The organism is Bartonella sp. AA83SXKL, from assembly GCF_042196965.1.
Classification (GTDB): Bacteria; Pseudomonadota; Alphaproteobacteria; order Rhizobiales; family Rhizobiaceae; genus Bartonella.
Genome location: NZ_JBHIRG010000041.1, coordinates 1 through 5,887, shown reverse-complemented (window position 1 = coordinate 5,887; position 5,887 = coordinate 1). Strand labels below are relative to the sequence as shown.

The 5,887-nt window shown below is 34.8% G+C and carries 1 protein-coding gene; it reads right to left on the bottom strand.

The window, feature by feature from the left end; all coding sequences use genetic code 11:
* Positions 1 to 1,705 precede the first annotated feature (1,705 nt).
* Positions 1,706 to 5,887, bottom strand: a 4,182-nt coding sequence (locus ACFINO_RS08885) for a type ISP restriction/modification enzyme (protein WP_375655481.1), incomplete at its 5' end; no start/stop codon positions are given.

The following is a 5,887-nucleotide window of genomic DNA, read 5'->3' as shown; positions in this document are numbered from 1 at the left end:
CTTAAGGCTCTAATTCGAGTTAAGAAATGACCATCGATATATTCACAATCATCAATAAATTCGTATTTTTTTGCAGGATTTTGTTTATTAACAAGCACAGTTTCATTTGAAATAGAAGAGATAACGGGGGAGGTGTTTGAATTTGTCATTTTAAATTCTTTCTAATCATAAAAGGTTTCTATTGACCCCCTAATGGGCGTCGGGCGCTAGAAACACGGTGATTAGTCCGCTGTATGCTTTCCCCTTGAAAGGGTATTGTATGGCATAACCACACCCGACAAAATTCTCATATACTAACAAAAGCATAAAAGAAAGTCAGTATTTTAAAGGCATGGGAGAGGCTGTTTCGTAACCTATCCGCTAATCACTAAGTGTTTCTATCACTTGATTATTTATATAACAAAATACGTATTTATTGTCAAACAATATTTTATCTTTTTTGTATTTTTTTTAATACGTTATGTATTGATAATATCTTATGCTTATTAATTGCTTCTTTTATATTTATGTGCTTTTAAAGCTATATTATGGGCTTTATGAAACGATTGCGTATTTTCTGAATCTATACATTTATAATATTTAAAAACGCTCTCATAATGCGTATTTTAAACTTTATAACCTATCAATTTTGTCACTAAATGGCTTTTAAGATTTCTGTTAATTTCTTTTAATAACACATTTTAGACTTAACAGCCTTATAGGGACTGTCTTTATAACAAATGCTTTCATTTGCATTTTTGCTTTTTCTATAGCTGTTATATGCTTTATAGCCATGGCATCATTTTTCATGTTCATAAGAGAAATGATAAATAGGATATATGATAATTGTGATTTATTGTGATTTATAGACCGTTATGAAAACACTTATGAAAACATCTCAATAGAAACTGATCATTATAGAGATGAGCAAAATCCCTTTTAATAAACTTTTGTCATTTTTGTCAGTTCTTTTTAGAACCTATATCATTTTTTTTAAATGAGAGAAAATTAAAATCATTATATTTCAATAAGTTAAGTTTTATCAATTTTTCAAAATACAACTTATTAAAACAGCCATAACAAATAAATACAACTGTAAATATATATTTGTCAGTTTATGTCAGTACATTGAATCGACAAAAGTGATCATTTAGTGAATGATTAAAACATGTCTTATGAGAGTATGTGATCTTTTAAAGCCTTTCAAAAGAAAGGGATTATAATCATAATAAATGCTATCAAGACCATTATGGTTATGAGTTTTGGAGGTGCTTTTTACGCCCCCCTTTACATATTTTTCAATAAAAAATAAAAGTCATTATATTTCAATATGTTATTTTTTATCAATTTTTCAAAAAACAACCTATATCAATAGTACAACCTATAAATTCAACTAATGCTCTATGTTTTGTAAGGTTTTTGGGGGGGTAGAAACATTCAAAACCTATAAGTAATATAAGAAAATGAATATACATAACCCTCTTTAAATAAAGCTTCTGATAACAATAAAGCACTCATTTTAGATTACGGTTTAATCTTTTAAAGGCAATGTAAATAAGAGTATCTAAAAGTGCAAGTTTCTTCTTTTTAAATAACGCATGATAAATTATCCTTTTAAAGATTGTATGTCAGCAATTTATAAAAGGGATATAAGAACCTATAGGTATAAAACCTTATACCCCTTATGAGTTTATCATACCCATTATGTGAGCATGCTTTAATAAGCTTATTCAGTTTCTCTTATTTCTAATTTTGGTAAGTTCTTAACAATCTTCATTGTTTCTAGACTTACGGTAATAACCCTTTGAAACAACTCTAATGGATAAGCAGGGTTGCCAACGGTTTCAACAGCATAGTGATTGGCATCATTCACAATGCCACTCTTTTTATCAGTCTTTACGCATTGACGCCCCATAACCCATTCAAGAGCGGGTTTACCATTGACGATATACGCATAAGCTTCAAGAGGTATATCTGTTATTGTGATATTGTTATTATAAATAACAGTGGTTTTATCTTTCTCTTTACCTGCTTTTGCGAATTTCATTTCAGTCACATAATAGAATTTTTCGAGATTAGAGATTTCTGTCTGTTTTGGATTACCCTTTTTAAAGATCACGGGATAAGGCTCTACATCTTCATAGTTTACGTGCAAATGACCGAGTTCACGCCCAGCTGTTACAAACTTCCAAAAATCATCAGCACTCTTTACGCAAGGAATGCGAGGTAATTCTTTGCATAAATTATCAGCATAACGAGCACGGTAATCTTCTGAATGTAAAATCCCATAAACATAATAGAACAAATCATCTTTAGTGATAGTTTCATTAGGATAAGCGGCTTTAAAATGTTCTAGCCCCTCATCAGTAATAGCATTACGCCTCTGTAAACCAGCTGTTGTGTTTTTCTCCGTAGAATGCGTAAATAAATGGGATTGTTTCTCACTTTTACTTTTTGAAACCGTAGTATCTTCGTAAATATAGCGTGGAAAACATTGACCTTTTTCTATTGAATCTAAATTAGGCAAAGCTTTAGTCATCAATACAGAAAAGTCTTTCTTTGCTCCTATACCTGTAATTTGTATCACCTTATTATCAACCGCTTGTCTTATCGGGAATATACGCGGCATTTGATAAACTGCTTCATTAAAGACGCTATTGTAATAAAGCCATTGTTGTGTAAAAGGACGGTATAGGCTTTGAATAAGGCATTTATCTTCAAATTCGGAAAATTTACCTCTTAATAATTCTCTCTTAAGAGTACTGCTCCAACTAATCTTTCTTACATCGGAATTGACGAAATCATTCACGACCTTTGCACGTGCTGTACGATCAGCATGTGAATAGGTATTATTTAAACGTTTTACCTCATTATTATAGAAGGCAGTCATGTTATTCATATTTTTCTTTACAGATTCACGGCTTGAGTTATACGTCCAAGCATCACGATTGGTTGAAACACCAAGAGAATAAGTTTCAAAGAGCTTTTTATCATGCCCCTTTTTGACACCCATAGCTAAGAATGTTTTGAAACTGTCATCACGTTGATCAAGCCAATCACTGTACTTATCTGGTGTAATTATTTGCCAACCTTGTTTGCTCCGTGTAATACCATCAATGCTACCAAGAGACTCTATTATTATAAGCTTTTCTTTTCTCGTGAGATAATCTCCAATATCACGAAAATATATCTTACCACGCTGTTGTGCATTTGGATTTTTTACGAGAATGGAAATCGCTATAGGGGCTCGAGATCCAGAACCAAAAATTTTACCACCTTCTTTTCGAGAAAGTTCTCCAGAAGTTCGTTGGTTACCCCGTAAATGGAAAATATAAAGGCTGCTAAATTCTTCAACGAGGCATTTGCGTAAACCATCCATAGAATGTCCAGTAATAAAACCGGCATTTGTGACAAAGCCGATTACCCCAGCATTATCAATACGGTCACTAGCCCAGCGGATAGCGCGGATATAACTATCATATAACTTTTGCGTACTAGTTGCTTTCGATTTAGCTATATAAGTCTCACGAATACGATCATCTAATATGGGATAAGATATATTGGGATTATTATCGTTTTCATTCTTTTGTCCTACCGAATAAGGAGGGTTACCAAAGATAACTTTAATATCCAGTTTCTTTTGATGCTCTAAATATTCACTGTTTTCCTCTAGTAAACCTTTCATCAAATCTTGTTTTTCAAGCATCCGAAACGTATCAGCCAAACCAATATGCTTGAATGGGATATAATTCCCTTTCATCAGACTATGATAGGTCGATTCAATGTTAATCGCTGCTATGTAATAAGCCAGTAAAACAATCTCATTGGCATGAATATCATGACGGAATTTATATTCCATATCCTCTGGTTTGATGAGATTGGATTGTAATAGCCGTGTGATAAAGGTCCCTGTTCCAGTGAAAGGGTCAAGAATAGAAAAACCCCGTGACCCCAAGCTTTTTCCAAACTCATTACGCAACACATCATCAACAGAATGAATGATAAAATCAACAACCTCAACGGGTGTATAAACAATCCCAAGCTTATCCGTGGTTTTCTTAAATGCCTTGGCAAAAAAACTTTCATAAAGTTTGATAATAAGATTCTGTTTTGCATGAGTTTCTGTAATACCTGCTGTACAGAATGTGACACTTTTGTAAAATTGATCAAGATCTTTGGTTTTTTCTTCAATGTTCGTTTTATCCAGTTCTCTTAAGATCTTGTCCATTGCTTGCGAAATGGCATTGTTCTGTACAAATTCATTACCGTCAAATAAAGCTTCAAACACGGGACGCGTGACAAGATGTTGCGCTAACATCTCAATCGCTTCCTCTTGCTTGATTTCACTGTTGACGTTGTTCTTTAATTCCTTATGGAATGCATCAAAGGCGTGAAAGGCTTCACTCTTTTCATCGGAAATCATATCTTTAAGATGATTGATATGGTTTTGAGCAATCTCAGCAACATTGTTCGCCCAAATGCCCCAATAATCCGTGATTTTAAAACTATCCAGAAAAATGGCTTTGACAAAATCAAAAAATTCAGAACGGCGGAATAGGTCTCCTTGTCCTCCAGATACCGATTGAGATTTGCTTTCTGCTGTTCCAATGACACGTCCAGAACTTTCTGTTTTGGATGGTATCGAGATCTCATCAACCGTTGTGGTAAGCTCTTTTAATTCATTGGCTCGTTTAATCTCTATAATCTCAATCGTATGGCTGCTATCTTGTCCTAAAGACATCTGATTAATTGTCCGAGCAAGCCTTTCGTCATGAGAATGTAAAGCATGCAAAACTTGCCAAACAACACGGTATCTCTTATTGTTTTTTAAAGCCTTTTTGGCTTCTAAGTGTGAAGGAATGATAATGGGTAAAATGATATAGCCCGTTTTTTTATTTGGAGCACGACGCATCACACGCCCTACTGCCTGTATCACATCCACTTGGCTATTGCGCGGGTGTAAAAACATGATGGCATCAAGAGCAGGGACATCAATCCCTTCTGAAAGACACCGAACATTGCTTAAGATCCGACAAACGTTTTGCCCCGCATCTTCTTTAAGCCAATCCAATTCCTCATTGCGTTTTTTGACGCTTTGCGTTCCGTCAATATGTCTTACTTCACAGTTTAGAAAGGGAACGGTTTGAAGGAAATCATCAATATGAGATTTGATAATTTTATTAAAGAGCTTTGTTATATATTGAGAGGTGTTAATGTCTTTGCAAAAAGCTAAAGCACATTGCATGGGCTCTGTATCATCATCATCAACAGCCGCTTGCTTATCTATTTTGGTAAGTGCTCTATAACAGCCAATAATTTTTGCCGCATCATCTAAATCAATTTCACGGTTTTCATTGGCAATAATCTCCTGTATGGCTGGTGTGATATAGGTTTCATTAATACCCAAGACCACAATCTTGTAAGGAGTTAAAAGTTCATTATCGACAGCTTCCGCGAAGGTATAATGATGAAGTTGTTTGCCATAAAGGGTTTCATCGTCCATAGATGCCAAAACAGCATTGATCTCATCCGCCCGCCTTTTAGCAGTGTCACTAAAGATACGCGGCGTTGCTGTCATATACAGACGTTTTTTGCCCCGAATGATGCTGTTATCGTGAACCTTGATAAATTCAGATTCATTGTCTTCAGTTCCCAATGAAGCCCCAGTTGTTCTATGGGCTTCATCACAGATGATCAGATCAAATTCGGGTAAACCATGCTCTTTTTGTGCATCCGAAATCACTTGGATAGAATGATAAGTTGAAAAGACCACGGTCATTGCATCTGCTAGGGATTCACAAGCTTCTTTAGCAAGGGCTTGAGCATCCGTGGTAGCAGGGAGAACAAGATCTGATGTTTCCATGCCAACAATATCATCTTGATTTTTACGACGCTTGCCTACTTTCGT